This is a genomic window from Microbulbifer sp. ABF4_148 (genome assembly GCF_056158985.1).
On record NZ_JBSWUI010000001.1, the window covers coordinates 1,270,120 to 1,285,243 of the forward strand.

Sequence of the window (15,124 nt, forward strand, 5' to 3'; positions counted from 1 at the left end):
CTTCAGAATATTCAGTATAGGTCGGCTGCCGTGTCTTTCCGGCTGCGCTCCATTGGCCGACATGATAGTGGGATGGGATTGCGAAACCATGAAGGCGTTGGCGAGCGCAAGTCGCGTGACGACGGGTGTCGACATCGCGCATATAAAAAAGGGACCCTGGCAGGTCCCTTTTTATGATTGACTCAACCGAGGCGGGTAGTGCGTGCCCGTTCCGGTGGGCGCAGGCTTAATCAGCGGTATTGATCTGATTGATATAAGCGGCGAGCTCCGGCTTGTGCTCGAGGATCTCGGCCTTGCTCAGGCCATCAATCTCGTGCGGGAACACCAGCCATTCATCGGTCTGGTACAGATAGTAGTGGGGCTCGCGCTTGGTCTTGTTGTTCTTCGGCTTGAAGTACGGCGTGGCCACGCGGATTTCCGGGGTGTTTTTCTTGCACGCCTTTTGCAGATCCATAATGGTCTGGTCGATGCTCAGGCCGGAGTCGTGTACGTCGTCCACAATCAACAGGTTGTCGTGGGATTCCAGGCGCTTGATCAGGTAAGTCAGGCCGTGCACGCGCACATGCTTGTCGCGCTCACCGATGCCGGTATAGGACGAGGTGCGGATCGCGATGTGGTCTGCATCCACGCCCATCACGTGCAGCAATTCCTGTACGGCGATACCCACCGGTGCGCCACCGCGCCACACGCCCACGATGTAATTGGGGCGGAAACCACTGTCGAAGATCTGCGCCGCGAGGGCGTAGGAATCCCGCAGGAGCTGCTCTGCGCTGATGAAGTGCTTTTTCACGGTGCCGCTCCTTAGAAGAAGATGAACTTGGCTACGAACAGGGCTGCCAGTGCGTATACGCTGATGCTGACGTCGCTGGCACGGCCGCTCAGGGTCTTGATGACGGCATAGGCGATAAAGCCGAGCGCGATGCCGTTGGCTATCGAGAATGATAGCGGCATCATCACCGCGGCGACTACTGCCGGCGCGGCTTCGGTGATGTCATCCCAGTCAATGGAAGACAGACCGGAGGTCATCAGGACGGCAACGTACATCAGTGCGCCAGCGGTGGCGTAGGCCGGCACCATACCCACCAGCGGTGAGAAGAAGATAGCCAGCAGGAACAGGCCCGCACACACCACGGCGGTGAGGCCGGTACGTCCGCCGGCGGCAATACCTGCGGTACTCTCCACATAGGTGGTGGTGGTCGAGGAGCCCAGCAGGGAGCCAACCGCGGAAGCCGAGCTGTCCGCCATCAGCGCCTTGCCCATGCCCGGCAGCTTGCCGTTCTTGTCCAGCAGCTTGGCGCGGTCGGCAGCGGAGAGCAGGGTGCCGGCGGTGTCGAACAGGTCAACAAACAGGAAGGCGAAGATCACGCTGATCATGCCCACTTCGAAGGCACCGGCGATATCCAGTTGCATAAAGGTCGGGGCCAGGCTCGGCGGGGCGGAGATCACGCCGTTGTAGCTGACTTTGCCCAGTACCAGCGCGATCAGGGTCACGACGAGAATACCGATCATCACGGCACCCAGTACACGGCGGTAGGCCAGTGCAGCGATGATAAAGAAGCTCAGGGTGGCCAGTACCGCCTCGACGGAAGTAACGTCGCCGAGGGTCACCAGGGTAGCTGGGCTGGCAGTCACAATGCCGGCGCTCTTCAGCGCAATGATGGCCAGGAACAGGCCGACACCAGCCGCAAGTGCCTGACGGAGTGACAGTGGAATGCTGTCGATAATCCACTGGCGTACTTTGAACATGCTGAGCAGCAGGAACACGATACCGGAGATAAACACTGCACCCAGTGCCACCTGCCAGCTGTAGCCCATCTCACCGACGACCACAAAACTGAAGAACGCATTCAGGCCCATCCCCGGCGCCAGCGCGAACGGGTAGTTGGCATAGAGGCCCATGATCAGGCAGCCGATGGCGGCGGCGAGACAGGTCGCGACGAATACGGCACCTTTGTCCATGCCGGCAGCGGCCAGAATGTTCGGGTTTACAAAGATGATGTAAGCCATCGTCAGGAAGGTGGTGATACCGGCGATGGTTTCCTGGCGGACGCTGGTCTGGCGCTCCGACAGTTTGAACAGTTTCTCTAGCATGGAAGTGTCACTCGGTTGCAGGCGGCCGGGTTGTCGGCCGCCGTCTTCGGGTTACTGTGTGCGATGTATTGTGCCGGGGCGTACCTTAGAAGTGGTACTTCACTAGCAGGTTGACGTTGCGTTCGTTGGAGTCGATACCGAAGGTACCGTCCTTGATGCCGAACTTGTCATTCCAGTGCACGTACTCGATACCGGCATACAGGGTTTTTGCTTCTCCCCAGCGTGCACCCAGGTCCCACTTCAGTTGGGAAGTGAAGTTCATGCTCGGGTGCGCATCGCGGGAGGCGCTCGCCCAGTCAATAAAGCCGTCGTAGAGGAACTGCTCACCGCCGAGGCTGAACGGCAGGCCCCAGGCCAGGGTCAGCTGCTCATTATCAGCCTTGCTGTCGTTCATGCGGTGATACACGTTGGCCTGGAAGAAGGCGAAGCCCGGTACATCCAGGTCGACACCGACACCGGCCAGCTTGTTCACGAAGGATTCGCCGGTCGCGGTCAGGCGATCCGGATCGTCAAAACGGGCAACTTCCAGGGTGGTGGCGACCAGCACGTCTTTCACCGGACCAAATGCCAGCTCCTTGCCGCCCAGCTTGCCGAGGCTCAGGCGTGGGGAAAACTCCGCATACAGCTCGTCGTGGCCGTCGGTAGAGTAGAGGTAATCGGCAAACATAAACATGTCGCCCCAGGTGTGGCCACTCGCGTGTTCCAGAGTAACCACTGAGCGGCTGGAATCGTCCGAGCCCAGGCTGTAATTGATCTTGTAATCACCACCGTGCAGCAGGCTTACGCTGTTGTCGTTCCAGATCACATCGGCGCGGGCTGCTACCGATACCAGGCCAGCGGCCAGCAGTAGCAGGGACTTGGTCAGCTTCATTGGTTACCTCTATTGGAGCTGTCGATGGCGGGAGCCACTCTCATCTCACGACCTGTTGGTCAGGGTGTGATGGTTAAAAAATGAGCGCGGAATTTACCGGATTTGGTGGGGGGATTCCAATTTATTTCAGTTTGATGACAGGTGGGCCAGCTGAGTAAAACCGTTCATCAATAGGCCGTTGTCCCGTGACGGCACGCATCGGGGAAAAAGGTTTTGCCGATGGGCAATCTCTGCCATGGCAGTGGGAAAAAATACTCAAGACCCGTGGTCCGGGAATTGCGTCACTCAATCGCTCAGGTGAAGTCTGCCGCGAAGGACAGGTATGTCTGGACAACGTTCACGGGCGCTTCCACTTGGGGATAATGTCCGATGTTTGGCAGCTCGGTAACGTCCGTGGCCGGGATCAGTTCACGGTAGCGCGCCACCATATGCGCACCGGAGATGGGATCGGCCAGGCCATCGATCAATTTCACTGGAATCTGGGCATCGCGAATTGCGCCGACCCATCGGCTGCGGTTCGCTGTGCGCTGCGGCATATAGGTAATGAGTCGGTGAAGCACTTTGCGGCCCTCGTTGGCCAGCAGTAGCTCCCAGAAGCTGTCGATCTCTTCGGCCGTGGGTGGGGTGGATTCACCGAAAACTCGTTTCAGGTTGGCGGCGAAGGTGCGCTTGCTGGTGAGTTTGCCCACCAGAGGCCCGAGGGGTGAAAGCAGCAGCTTCTGGATCAATGCCGGGCGGTGGGTTTCGGGAAAGAGTCCGCCATTGAGCAGGCAGGTGCTCAAAACCCGCGGTGAGAGCTGCGGGTCTGTTCCCTTTGCCTTGCGCTCCAGGTTGCGCGCCAGTAATTCCTGGGCGACCGTATCACCGTAGTCATGCGCGAGGATGTGGTAAGTGGAAACGTTGCAGTCCTGTAGCCACGCCTCAATCAGGTCGGCCTGCTCGCTGATACGATAGGAAAACTCCATGGGTTTGGCGGAGTCGCCAAAGCCGATCATATCCAGTGTGTACAGGGAGAAGTGCTCGCCAAGTGCCGGCCAGATTTTATTCCAGTCCCACGAAGCGGTTGGGAAACCGTGGATCAGCAGCAGTGCCGGACCGCCTGGATTGCCACCAGTACGCGTAAACACTGGCCAGCCTTTGAATAAGAACGTGTTGCCACTCAGTCGCCATTCCTGCAGACGGATCATAGCTGCTGGACTCCGTTTTTTGCATCACCATACCGCAACGCGGGAAGAAAGCGAAAGTGCAGGGTGATTGACCAAAGCGTTCACAGGTTTTTGGCAATAAAAAAGGGCGAACCCAGTTCGCCCTTTCTTGCATCCGCTTAGCGCAGGAATTACTCCACCCGCTGCCAACCCTGCGTGCGATAGAAGAAGCCGAGGTAGCCGCGTACCTTGAGCTGGTTGCCCTCACGCCACATTTTACAGTCGTACACTTTGCCCTTGGTGGGGTCGAGGATTTCCCCACCCTCGTAGATGTCACCGTTCTTGACCATGCCGGTAACGATATCCATGCCGACAACTGGCTGGCCGCGACGCGGGCCCGGGCATTTTTCGCACAGGGTATCGTTGGGCTTCATCAGCAGGTCGACGACGCGTCCGTAGTACTTTCCGCCGCGCTCATAAATTTCGACGATGGACTTGGGCTTGCCAGTTTCATCATCGATAGTGCGCCATTTCCCGACGATATCGGAGGCATTTACGGTCGCGCTCAGGCAAAGGCTACAGACCAGCAGCAGAAGGTTTCTCAACATCTTGGTTACCCTTAAATTATTGGTGACCGGGATGATAACCCGAGTCAGCACTTTGGCGAAAACGCATTTTCAGTGTAGCCGTGTTCCCATGCGTTGAGCTGGCAACCTGGCTGGCACTGCGACACCGATCACGAAGAACAGCTGATCGGCAGGTGCTTACCGCTCTCCGGTGGCGCCGCTGCCCACGATTCATATTCGGGATGCTCGTCAAAGGGGGATTGCAGCAGTGTCAGTAGCGTTTGCAGCGGCTGGTAATCACCAGCGGCGGTGCTCTCAATGACGTTTTGTGCGAGGTAATTACGCAGCAGAAACTTGGGATTGGCCGCCAGCATGGCGCGGTTCCGAGCCTGGCTGTCGCGGGTTTCACGCGTGAGTCTCTGGTCGTAATGATTCAGCCATTGCTCGAGCGCGGAATGCTGGGAAACATCCACCAGTTCGGCCAGTGTCGTGGCTGGCCGTTCGCCCCGATAGTGCGACAGGGCGCGGAAAAACAGTGTGTAGTCTGTACGCCCCTTTTCCAGGACCACGAGCAAGTCGGCACAGAGCTGTCGATCGCTGTCTTCTTCCTGTGCAAGCCCCAGTCGTGCGCGCATGCGCGTCGCATATTCGTCGGTCAGCAACGGCTGGAAAGTTTCCAGGCAATCCCTGAGCACTTCCGCGTCGAGAAGTGAGGAAAACCCATGTGCAAGTGCATTGAGGTTCCACAGTACGACGCCCGGTTGCTGTTCGAAGGCATAGCGGCCAGTGTGGTCCGAATGGTTGCAGATAAAGCCGGGCTCGTAATCGTCGAGAAAACCGTAGGGGCCGAAATCAAAGGTATCGCCAACAATCGACATGTTGTCGGTATTTAATACGCCGTGGGCAAAGCCCATGGCTTGCCATCCGGCCGCCAGTATGGCGCTTTGTCGGGTCGTGTAGCGCAGCAGTGCTTCAGCCTGCTCGGCGGGGCTGGACTGCGCGACCTCGAGCAGGAATCTTGCGCAGGTATAGTGGGTGAGTTGCTGCAGGGCTTCCAGCTGACGGGTGTAGTGGAGGTATTCGAAGTGTCCGAAGCGAATATGTGAGCGCGCCACCCGGATCAACATTGCACCGGGCTCGATCTGCTCTCGCGTGACCGGTTCATCACTGCCCACGATACACAGTGCACGAGTGCTGTTAATCCCCAGGCCGGTCAACGCCTCTCCTGCGAGATACTCGCGCACCGTCGAGCGCAGTACCGCACGTCCATCGCCAAAGCGTGAATACGGTGTTTTGCCGGCGCCTTTCAGGTGGAGTTCCCAGGGCGTGCCGTTGTGCGTGATTTCGCCGAGCAACAGGGCGCGCCCGTCGCCGAGGTCCGGATTGTACACACCAAACTGATGGCCGGTGTATTTCATCGCGAAAGGTTCGCTACCCGGTAGCAGTTGAGCACCGCAGCCGATTCTGGCCCACGCGGGGTTGCCAGCTTCACTGGTGTCGATACCCAGTAGCGCAAGCACCGTTGGGTTGACATGAATCAGGTGGGGGTTGTCGAACGGCGTCGGCGCCGTTGGGGTTCCGAAGGCTTCACCTAAATTGGCGAACTCGTGTGTGAGTGTCAGCTGGTCAAGTTTCATGGTATGGCTTCACTGGGTACTCAGGGTGACGTCCGTCGCTTTTGGTTCCCAGTAGTCAATCTCCTGGTAGAGCAGATCCTCGATGGCCGGATGTGCGTCCAGCCACTCCTGCTGTACCGCAATCTGGTAACCGCCTGCATGCGTTTGCAGATGCAGTGCGGTGCAGTCACGGTCGCTGCGATCGCGATGCAGGATGCATGCGAGGCGCAGGCAAAGCAACAGGTCTGCGCGGGGGTGAAAGCCGTAATGCTCCCGCGGCGGCTTGATACGTCCGCGTTGGTTGCGCACCAGATGTGCCAAATGCTCCTGTTCGCTGCGGGCGAAGCCGGCGAGATCGGCATGTTCCAACATGTAGGCGCCGAGCTTGCGCATATTACTGTGGGAGAGCGCCAGGCCGATTTCATGCAGGCGAGCGGCCCATTCCAGGCGGCGGCAGAAGTCTCCCCTGGCATTGGGGTTGCATTCTTTCAGCAGGCAAAGCGCTGTTTTGGTTACCCGCAAAGCCTGGTCTTCATCCACCTCCCAGCGTTGCGCGAGGGCATCGACCGTGGCTGCGCGGCGGTCGCCACCATGCAGGCGGCCGGCGAGGTCATAAACGATCCCCTCGCGAATGGCATAGGGGGACACCGTCATGCGCTGGATTTTCAGTTCGGCAAACAGGGCATAAAGGATCGCCAGGCCCGCAGCAAACACCGGACGGCGTTCGATATCCAGATTTGGTAGATCCAGTGCTTCAATCGTGGGTGTATTGGCGACTTTTTCTGCCAGTTCCTCCAGTGGGCCGAAAAGGATCTGGCCGATCTCACCGCCGTTAAGCACCCGTGCAACCGACTTGACGGAACCCGAGGCGCCAATGACTTCGGCACCGTCGGCCAGGTGCTGAAACTCCTGCAGCTCGGCGCGAGCCGCGCGAACGGCGCGGCGGAAATTGTTTTTACGCTTGCCAATGATGACGCCGTCGGCGAAGAAGCGCTTGCTATAGGAAACACAGCCCATAAACAGGCTCTGCAGCACTTTGGGGGTGGCCTCGCCGCGGACCAGCTCCGTGGAGCCACCACCAATATCGATCACGCAGCGGGTGCGGGGTGCGCCGCTGGCGGCGGCCATCACCCCGGTATAGATCAGGCGCGCTTCCTCGACGCCGCTGATGATCTCGATGGGTGCACCGAGAATAGCTTCGGCCGATTCGAGGAAGCCGTCTGCATTGGCTGCCGCGCGCAGGGTATTGGTGCCGACCACACGAATGTGGTCCTCGGGCAGCTGCTCCATGACCGGACGAAAGCGACGCAGCGCATCGAGCGCACGTTCGGCTACGAGCGGGTCGAGATTGCGCTCGTCGTCCAGTCCGGCAGCGAGGCGCACCATGGAGCGGTCGGTGTGCAGGCGTACCAGGCGCTGGTCGCGGAATTCCGCCAGCAGCAGGTGGAAACTGTTGGAGCCAAGGTCCAGCGCTGCGTAGCGTTCGGCGTCTTCTGGCATCGAATACCCCGTCAAAATATTGTCACATTAATGTAGCAAACTGCTTTACTTGTCCAACACCCTTTCGCGGGAACTTTTATAGTCATCCGCGCAAATGGGCCCAGAGATGCCACATACTGCCAATCCATGGAAAAGAAACCCCCGCTGTACCCCAAAGAGCTTAGCTGGCTGTCGTTTAACGAACGCGTACTCCAGGAGGTGGAAGACGAGAGCGTACCAATCATTGAACGTGTCCGCTTTCTGGGGATCTTTTCCAACAACCTCGACGAATTCTATCGCGTTCGTGTTGCGGACGTACGCCGCATTGCCACATTTACCAAAGACGCGAAGAAGAAAGAGCAGTACTCCGAACTACTCTCCGCGATCAACGAGAAAGTATTGCGATTGCAGCGGCGCTCCTACAGTGCCTATCTGAAGGTGCTGGGAGACCTGGACCGGCACAATATCCATATCGTCAACGAGCAGCAGCTCTCGGAACGCCAGCGCACCTACGTGGAGGATTATTTCCATCGCGAGGTACTGCCGGAACTCGAGCCATTCTTTATCGATGATCGCCCGACGATGCCATTGCTGAATGAAGCGAGTATTTACTTTGCGATTCATCTTCGCCTGGAAGATAGCTCCGAGCGATTCGCCGCAATGGAGATCCCCACGGATACACTGTCACGCTTTGTGGTGATCCCTTCCCGTGAGGGGCAGCAGGAAAAGGTCTACATCGTCCTGGATAACATTATTCGTGCGTGCCTGGCTGATGTTTTCCGCCAGGTGCTGCCAATCGCGCGTGCCGATGCCTATATGTTCAAGATCAGTCGCGATGCCGAACTGGAGCTGGGCGAGGAGATCACACAGAACATCGTTGACCGGGTGGCGAAATCCCTGAAGAAACGCAAACAGGCCGATCCTGTGCGCCTCGCGTATGATGCGGCCATGCCGGAAGTCGTACTGGCACTGGTGAAGAAAAAACTGAAAATGGGCCGCTACGACAGCTATACCCCGGGTGGCCGCTACCATAACTCGAAGGACTTTATGGGCTTCCCTGCGGATACTGCCAGGCATTGCTATCGCCCGTTGCGTCCGCTGCCGGGACTCACGTCCGACGGCAGTATCTTCGATGTGCTCAATAGTGGTGACCAGCTGCTGTATTACCCGTACCACGATTTTGGCGCAATCACCAAGTTGCTGGCCTCTGCGGCCATCGACCCGAAGGTGCGGGAGATCCGTATTAACCTTTATCGGGTCGCCAAGAATTCCCGCGTCGTGGCTGCGCTGGTGAACGCCGTGCGCAATAACAAACGGGTTGTGGCCGTGGTGGAGCTGCAGGCACGTTTTGACGAACTGGCCAATATTCATTGGTCCAATGAGTTGCGTGACGCCGGTGTTGAGGTGATTTACGGTGTGCCCGGTTTGAAAGTGCACTGCAAACTGGTTTCCATCATCCGCGACGAGCCCGGTGGCAAACGTTTTTACAGTCATCTGGGAACCGGTAACTTCAATGAAAGCACAGCACGTGTTTATTGTGATTTCAGTCTGCTGACGGCGGATCAGGCGCTCGGTGCCGACGTGGATCGGGTATTCGAATTCCTGCAGTACACGCATCTGCGTCCGGAGTATGAGCAGATCGCCGTTTCCCCCTATTCAAACCGGCCCGCCCTGTTACGCGGGATTGATCGCGAAATTGCTGCCGCGGAGAACGGTGAACCGGCGGCGCTGTTCTTTAAATGCAATCACCTGGTGGATCCGGAAGTCATCGAGCGCCTATATCGTGCGAGCAGTGCCGGCGTCGACGTGCGTATCATCGTCCGCAGCATGTGTTCGCTGACCTGCGAAGTCCCCGGGCTGTCCGATAAGATTCGTGTGATCAGCCTGGTGGATAAGTATCTTGAGCATGCGCGCGTGTATATTTTCCACAATGGGGGTGCTGAGGATGTCTGGCTGTCTTCCGCAGACCTGATGACGCGCAACCTGGATCACCGGGTGGAAGTCACCTTCCCGGTGCTGGACCCGGTCCACAAGCAGACCGTCCGCGACATTATGGAGCTGCAGTGGAGCGATAATCAGAAGGCGCGGGTACTGGATACCGACCAGAGCAATACCCGCATTGCCGAGCGCCCGGGTAAACCGTGCCGGGCGCAGGACAGTATCTATCGGCTGTTGAAGAAAAAGGCGGATGCGGCTGTGTCAGCATCAACCGACACAGTCAGCTAGCCTTCGATGGCGCCTAGCGAGTGAAACCGACCAGTTGTCCATTGCTGAAGGAGAAGCGATAGCGCTCGCCCACCTTGAGCTTGTTGCGACAGCGGGACTGCACGACGATGCGTGGGTACTGCGGAGTGACCACCCAGGTGGAGAAATCATTGCCGGGCCCGCGTTCGATTAGCCAGTAGTGGTCACCGTTTTCACAGTCGCCGGTCTGCTCGCAGCTCTGGAATCCCCACACGTACGCATAAACGTCATACTGGGTGGGCGTATTTTGGGCGCGACGGAAGGGCTGGTCACCATCGCCGGTGAATTCGTACAGTCGGGAGAAGCGCACGCGCTTGTAGCCGCGCGCGCGGGCGGTACAGCGTGTGATATGGACCTTGGCGGCCTTGTCATCGGGTTTGTCCGAGGCGCGGACCGATGCATGGGCGCCGTAGACGTCTTTCATGTCACTGGGCAAATGGCCGCAGCCAGCAACCAACAGCAGCAGGGAAAGAATGGTGGCCAAGCCGTAAAATCGCACAACCTTACCTCTCGCGATAGGCTCCTCATACCACTATAGACGTAAACTCATGCCGACGATTCGTTTTGGCCCCGACGTCTGAAGCGCCACTTGCGTCGATATGGGAAGGCGCTTTCAATACGTCCGGCGCGGATACGCTCCTGTAACTCCAACCAATAGTCGCAGTCATACAGGTCGCTGTGCTGCGCCTCGAAGGCCGCGCGTGCGGTTGGGTTGCCGGAGAAAAACAGGCGAAACTCTTCCGGGAAAACATCCGCTTCATCGACCGTATACCATGGCCGATCGGACAGCTCCTGCTCGCTGTTGCGGGCCTCCGGAATACGCCGGAAGTTGCAGTCGGTCAGCGGGCAGAGTTCGTCGTAATCGTAGAAGACGACCCGCCCATGGCGGGTGACCCCGAAATTTTTCAGCAGCATATCGCCGGGGAAAATATTGGCGGCGGCCAGCTGCTTGATGGCATTGCCGTATTCTTCCATGGCTTCACGAATTTCGATGTCGCTGGCATGTTGCAGGTACAGGTTCAGCGGCTCCATACGGCGTTCGACGTACAGGTGCTTGATGATGACCCATTTCTCATCCATCAATAGCTTGGACGGGGCCAGTTCCTGTAGCTCTTGTAGCAACTCTTCACTGAAGCGATTACGGTAGAAAATAAAGTTGGTGTACTCCTGGGTGTCCGCCATGCGACCGACCCGATCGGAGCGGGATACAAACTTGTACTTCTCCTTGACGATGGCCTCGGTCACGGTCTTCGGCCGGTCGAACTTGTCCTTGATGACCTTGAAGACCACCGGGTACGACGGCAGCGTAAACACACTCATCACCATGCCCTTGATGCCGGGTGCAATGATGAACTTGTCGTTGCTCACCTTCATGTGGGCCAGGACGTGGCGATAGAACTCGGTTTTGCCGTGCTTGTGGAAGCCAATGGAATTGTACAGTTCCGACCGTTCCTTCAGCGGCATGATGGTGGACAGGAAGCGCACAAATCGCGACGGAATGGGCGCGTCCACCATAAAGTAGGAGCGGGTAAAACTGAAAATAATGCTCGCCGCATCGTTACTGAAAATGACCGTATCGACATAGACACCGCCGCGGCCATTGTTCAGGCAGGGCAGAATCAACGGGATCACTTCACCGGCAAACATCAGGCGCCCGACCAGATAGGCTGCCTTGTTGCGGTAAAACACCGATTCCAGCATATCGACACGCAGCTGCTTCTCATTTTCCAGGTGACGCAGTGGCTTGTCGCGCAGCGCGCTACAGATGTCCTGAAGATCCCGCTGCTGGTCTTCCCAGGGGATGGAAAAGCTGTAGTCCTGCAGGATGTCGCTAATCATGTTTTCCAGGCCGTCGCGGCCGGAATAGCTGATATAGATGCTGTAATCCCGCAGGGGCTTGTCATCGGGTGTGCGCGAGGGCTTCACGAACAGGTTACTGTCGTGAATATGCGAGTGCTGGAACTGGCTGCAGAACACCGAGTTGAAAAAAGTCTCGGCAATTTCGTAGTTGCTATGGCTTGCCACCAGCTGGGCAAAGGTGGCGCGGGCTTCGCGCCAGAGTTCGGTCTGGTTGGTGTCTTTGCTGGTCACCGAGTGCACCAGTTTTACCACCTGGTTGACCTTGGTCTTGTAGAGGTCGATCCGCTCTTTACTGGAATGGTGCACAGCCTGCCAGGCGGCCATCTCAAAGCGGGCTTTGGCGCCCAGCGTGATGTTCTGGAAATCCGCAAAATAGGCGTCGAATCCGTTCAGGATCGTTTTGGCGATTCGCCGCGCTGTCGGAGAGTGATTGGTCATGCTCGGGGGCCTGTCGCCATATTTCTCAGTAGTTCCGCCTGGTTGTCGGGCTCATCGGCGCCTTTTGTGTTACGGGTCCAGCCTCATGCTGACTAAACTCTTGCAGAGTCCCGGCTCTGCCGGGGCCTGCCCTGTGCCCGTCCGAGGCGCAACGCGCTGGCCGGGACTGGCAAGTCCGCGATTTCGCGGGATCTCACCATTTGAGGCCTCTCGTCAGAGAGAGCTTCTGGGGACGCGGAACTTCGTCGATGTTACCGCCGATGTTAGCACGGCCTCGGGGAGCGTTAATTGAACGATTGGATCAGTAGCTTTGTCTTTTTCTTCTCTGTGATTGATCCAGTGGGGACGCTGCCGGTGTTTATCGTGGTGACTGCGCGCCACTCGGAGTGGCAGCGCCGTCGAATCGCGTTTCTGGCAGTTGCTGTCGCCACAGCCATCCTGCTGCTGTTCCTGTTTGCGGGGCAGTATCTGCTGGAGACCATCGGTGTGCCGCTGTCTGCGTTCCAGGTAGCGGGTGGCGTGGTGTTGTTCCTGTTCGCGCTCACCATGATTTTTGGCCAGGGTAAACCCGAGCGGGAGATCGAAATCGCGGAAAGTGGCCACGAGACCGCGCTGTTTCCGCTGGCTGTGCCATCGATTGCCTCGCCGGGGGCGATGCTCGCGGCGGTGGTACTGACCGACAACTACCGGTTTGATCCCATTCACCAAATGCGTACGGCAACAGCGATGCTGGCAGTGCTGGCGATCGTATTGCTGCTGCTGTTGGCGGCCAACTGGATCTACCGCTGGATCGGCGAGGCAGGCGCCAACATCGTCAGCCGTGTTATGGGCCTGATCCTCGCCTCTGTGGCTACCACCAACGTTCTACTCGGGCTGCAGCAGTTTTTTGTGGTCTGAACGCCTAGCTGCCAACCACACCGCCATCTTTGCGCCGAATAGCCAGTACCGCCGGACGTGGCGGGAGGGCCGGGTTGCGGTCAGGCCATCGGTGTTGCGGGTTTTCAAACGTGGAGTCTTCCGCAGGATGCTGGACAGCGACGAATAGCGTGGTCCCGTCGGGGGTAAATTCCGGACCACACACTTCCGCTCCCACAGGACACCCAAAAAAGTGACGGGGAATGGCGCGCTGTGCACCGTCTGTCGCCATCGCCCAGAGGCCATCGTGGAAGCCAAAACGTTCGCAGCCGTCGGTTGCTACCCACATATTGCCGCGGGGATCGAAGGCCACATTGTCCGGGTTGGCGAACCAGCCGTGCGGCGACACCGCACCGGGGCTCGCCTCACCATAGGCGCCGCGCTCGCGCGGGTCCTCGGCATTGGGGTTGCCGCCCAGCAGAAACAGGTTCCAGCGGAAGGTATCCGAGACATGGTCCCGGTTACCCTGCTGACCGGGGGGGACGAGCTCGAGAATATGGCCCGCCACATTGGCCGGGCGTGGATTGGCGGCATCCGTCTTTTCACGCTTCTTGTTTTTGGTGAGCATCACATAGGTGCAGTCATTGTGCGGATTGGTCTCCACGTCTTCCGGCCGATCCAGCGGCGTGGCACCCAGCAGCGTCGCTGCGTGACGGGCATCGATGAGCACATCGGCCTGACTCTGGAAGCCGTTGGCGGGCGTGAGTGGTCCCCGGCCAAATAGCAGTGGCAGCCATTCCCCACTGCCATCTTCGTTGAGGCGTGCGGCATACAGCGTGCCATCGGTGAGTAATTGCCGGTTGGCCCGACCTGCTTCCGGCCAGTAGGGTTGCCGCGACACGAAGCGGTATACAAACTGGTGTTCATCGTCGTCGCCGCCATAGGCGACCAGCGGTTGTCCGGCTTTCGTCACCAGGGTAAAGCCCTCGTGTTCGAAGCGGCCCAGGTTGGTGAGTTTGCGCGGCGTGCTCGCAGGGTCGAGGGGGTCCAGCTCCACCATCCAGCCAAATCGATTCGGCTCGTTGGGCTCTTTCTCGACATCAAAGCGATCGTGGTAGTCCCCCCAGTTGCGGTTGTCGTTGGCAACTCCGAACGATTGGTGATTGTGCGCTTCCCGCGCGTCCGCAACATTGTCCGGATCGCCTTGAAAAGCGCCGGCAAATCCTTCTTCGGCAATGAGTACCGTTCCCCAGGGGGTTTTGCCGCCGGCGCAATTGCCCAATGTACCCAGCACCCGTGTGCCGCTCGGATCGGCAGAGGTCTGCATGCGCGGACTGCCCGCAGCCGGTCCGACGATTTGCATGGGGGTGTTCACCGTAATACGCCGGTTAAATGTACTGTCTTCAATAGTCTGCCAGTGTCCGTTGTCGAAGCGAACTTCTACGATGGTGTGTCCGCAGGCGGCCATTTCGATATCGACATGTTCCGCGCTCACGCCACGGGTGGCTTTTTCTTCAGTGTTATAGCCGGGGAACATGAGATGGGGCTGGGTGTACTCATGGTTGACACACAGCAGTCCCCGGTCGGAACGATGAGTTGCAATCTTAGTGTCATTTTTCTGGTCGTATGGCAGTGGCAAAAACGCAATAAAGTCATTGTTATACCCGAAGCGTTTTGCCTGCTCAGCGGCGTCCATCTTTAGCGGCTGCCACTCTGGCATATCTGCTGATAGTGCATCTCCCCAGCGCAGCAACACTTGCGCTTCATAGCCTTCCGGGACGTGATGCCGGTCGTCCAGCGCATGCGGGATTTCTGTGAAGGTCAGGGCATTCGTCGTGGTGCCATCCGAAGCGCGCTGGCAGCCTCCAAGCAGTAATGATCCGGTTCCGAGCGCACCGGCGGCGCCGAGGGTCTTCAGCGCCTGGCGGCGGCCGGGATTGTCTGGCGTATTTTTCATGG

The 15,124-nt window shown here is 58.4% G+C and carries 12 protein-coding genes; 2 read left to right on the forward strand and 10 right to left on the reverse strand.

The features are described from left to right. Positions 1–226 precede the first annotated feature (226 nt). The 7 genes from ACXAD0_RS05580 to ACXAD0_RS05610 all read right to left on the reverse strand — a co-directional run bounded on the left by ACXAD0_RS05580 (position 227) and on the right by ACXAD0_RS05610 (position 7,789). Positions 227–790: a phosphoribosyltransferase gene (locus tag ACXAD0_RS05580; protein WP_475087374.1), complete on the reverse strand. Its 564-nt coding sequence runs from the start codon at positions 788–790 to the stop codon at positions 227–229. A gap of 11 nt (positions 791–801) precedes the next feature. Then, complete coding sequence (locus ACXAD0_RS05585) at positions 802–2,091, reverse strand: NCS2 family permease (RefSeq protein WP_475087375.1); 1,290 nt, start codon at positions 2,089–2,091, stop codon at positions 802–804. An 85-nt stretch (positions 2,092–2,176) separates the two neighbouring features. Further along, on the reverse strand, positions 2,177–2,962 hold the full coding sequence (locus ACXAD0_RS05590; RefSeq protein ID WP_475087376.1) for an outer membrane protein OmpK: 786 nt from the start codon (positions 2,960–2,962) through the stop codon (positions 2,177–2,179). Positions 2,963–3,255: 293 nt separating this feature from the next. Beyond that, positions 3,256–4,149 (reverse strand): alpha/beta fold hydrolase, encoded by an 894-nt coding sequence (locus ACXAD0_RS05595; protein ID WP_475087377.1) that lies wholly within the window; start codon positions 4,147–4,149, stop codon positions 3,256–3,258. A 149-nt stretch (positions 4,150–4,298) separates the two neighbouring features. Then, a complete protein-coding gene (locus ACXAD0_RS05600) occupies positions 4,299–4,715 on the reverse strand; it encodes a DUF2147 domain-containing protein (protein WP_475087378.1) in 417 nt (138 codons plus the stop codon). 128 nt (positions 4,716–4,843) lie between these two features. Next, the gene (locus ACXAD0_RS05605; protein ID WP_475087379.1) at positions 4,844–6,310 is read right to left on the reverse strand and encodes a protein adenylyltransferase SelO; all 1,467 of its coding nucleotides are present in this window, start codon (positions 6,308–6,310) and stop codon (positions 4,844–4,846) included. A 9-nt stretch (positions 6,311–6,319) separates the two neighbouring features. After that, the gene (locus ACXAD0_RS05610; protein WP_475087380.1) at positions 6,320–7,789 is read right to left on the reverse strand and encodes a Ppx/GppA phosphatase family protein; all 1,470 of its coding nucleotides are present in this window, start codon (positions 7,787–7,789) and stop codon (positions 6,320–6,322) included. Positions 7,790–7,915: 126 nt separating this feature from the next. On the opposite strand from ACXAD0_RS05610, the gene ppk1 reads away from it, so the two are divergent. Continuing rightward, positions 7,916–9,994: a polyphosphate kinase 1 gene (ppk1, locus tag ACXAD0_RS05615; RefSeq protein ID WP_475087381.1), complete on the forward strand. Its 2,079-nt coding sequence runs from the start codon at positions 7,916–7,918 to the stop codon at positions 9,992–9,994. 13 nt (positions 9,995–10,007) lie between these two features. Here ppk1 and ACXAD0_RS05620 read toward each other — a convergent pair whose 3' ends face one another. Together ACXAD0_RS05620 and aceK are read right to left on the reverse strand one after the other, a co-directional pair. Continuing rightward, positions 10,008–10,511 carry a hypothetical protein gene (locus tag ACXAD0_RS05620; RefSeq protein ID WP_475087382.1) on the reverse strand — a complete coding sequence of 168 codons (504 nt, stop codon included), beginning with the start codon at positions 10,509–10,511 and terminating at the stop codon, positions 10,008–10,010. 47 nt (positions 10,512–10,558) lie between these two features. After that, a complete protein-coding gene (gene aceK / locus ACXAD0_RS05625) occupies positions 10,559–12,310 on the reverse strand; it encodes a bifunctional isocitrate dehydrogenase kinase/phosphatase (protein ID WP_475087383.1) in 1,752 nt (583 codons plus the stop codon). A 288-nt stretch (positions 12,311–12,598) separates the two neighbouring features. Between aceK and ACXAD0_RS05630 the strand changes: the two genes are divergently transcribed. Beyond that, a complete protein-coding gene (locus tag ACXAD0_RS05630) occupies positions 12,599–13,207 on the forward strand; it encodes a MarC family protein (RefSeq protein ID WP_475087385.1) in 609 nt (202 codons plus the stop codon). 4 nt (positions 13,208–13,211) lie between these two features. On the opposite strand, the gene ACXAD0_RS05635 is transcribed toward ACXAD0_RS05630, so the two are convergent. After that, positions 13,212–15,122 carry a PhoX family protein gene (locus ACXAD0_RS05635; RefSeq protein ID WP_475087386.1) on the reverse strand — a complete coding sequence of 637 codons (1,911 nt, stop codon included), beginning with the start codon at positions 15,120–15,122 and terminating at the stop codon, positions 13,212–13,214. Between the last annotated feature and the right edge of the window lie 2 nt (positions 15,123–15,124).